The sequence below is a fragment of the Variovorax sp. 20P10.2.4 genome (assembly GCF_058244205.1).
Map to the genome: position 1 here is coordinate 1 of NZ_JBZAYE010001145.1, position 1234 is coordinate 1234.

1 protein-coding gene and 1 pseudogene are annotated in these 1234 nt (G+C 70.3%); one reads left to right on the forward strand and one right to left on the reverse strand.

Annotated features, from left to right (window positions below):
* Positions 1-220: pseudogene (locus tag AC27VN_RS41830) on the reverse strand (MFS transporter); the annotation flags it as partial.
* 104 nt (positions 221-324) lie between these two features.
* Between AC27VN_RS41830 and AC27VN_RS41835 the strand changes: the two are divergent.
* Positions 325-1234 (forward strand): LysR family transcriptional regulator (locus AC27VN_RS41835; RefSeq protein WP_490880569.1); only part of this gene is annotated, 910 nt, incomplete at its 3' end.

The following is a 1234-nucleotide window of genomic DNA, read 5'->3' on the forward strand; positions in this document are numbered from 1 at the left end:
CGACCGGGATGGCGCCGAGCACGCCGAGCAGCGAGAACACCGCCATCAGCCAGCCGATCGCCGACAGGCCGAGCCCGAAGTCCTCGCGCAGCTGCGGTACAGCGATCGCGACCTTGCCGACCTGCAGCGCGGCGATCACGCCCGCGGCAACGACCAGGGCGACGCCGGTCCAGGCGGTGGTGGCGGTGGAGAGGGGCAGCGGCGCGGACGTGGAATGCATGGGCGCCAGTCTGGCCTTCGAACCCGATCGATGAAAGCAAATAATATTGGTCGACTTCATCGATCGAACCGATCGGGTTGCATTGCTCGAACGAGGAGAAGCCCATGCTGGATGCGCTCACGCTGTCCCAGATGCAGATGTTCGTGGTGGTGGCCGAGACCGGCAGCTTTCGCGCGGGCGCGAACCGCCTGCACCGCGTGCAGTCGGCCGTGAGCCAGGCCGTCGCCAACCTCGAGGAGCAGCTGCAGGTGCAGCTGTTCGATCGCTCGGGCCACAAGCCCGTGCTCACGTCCGCGGGGCAGGCGCTGCTGGGCGACGTGCGTCAGATCCTCGCGAAGGTCGATGCTTTGCGCGCCCGCGCGCAGGGGATCGAGCAGGGCATCGAGCTCGGCCTCTCGATCGCGGTCGACACGCTGTTTCCGATCGATCTCGTGGCGGCCGCCATCCGCGGCGTGCACGCGGTGCATCCGGGCATCGCGATGCGCATCGAGTACGGCTCGATGGGCGCGCCGGTCGAGGCGCTGCACAGCGGCCGCTGCGAGCTCGCGATCTCGGCCTTCTCGCAGCTCGACGAGCGCATTGCGCGCGAGTTCCTGATGCCGCTGTCGATGGTGGCGGTGGCGGCCGCCGCGCATCCGCTGGCGGCGCTCGCGAGGAAGAAGGCCCGCGGCTCGCTCGACGACGCGGCCGCGCGGCATCTGCAGATCGTGGTGGAGGATGCGAGCGCGCTCAGCGCGGGCCAGGACTTCGACGTGCTCTCGCCCACCACCTGGCGCGCGGGCGACATGCAGATCAAGCTCGCGCTGCTGCGCGCCGGGCTCGGCTGGGGAAAGATGCCGTCATGGCTGGTGGCCGCCGACATCGCGGCGGGCACGTTGCTGCAATTGCCGGTGGGCCGTCTCGGCGTGGACGGAGAGACCGGCCACCGCGCCTACTTCTGCCACCGCGCCGACAAGCCGCTGGGCGTGGGCGCGCGGCTGCTGCGCGAGGGCCTCAAGGCACTGTCGATGCCGG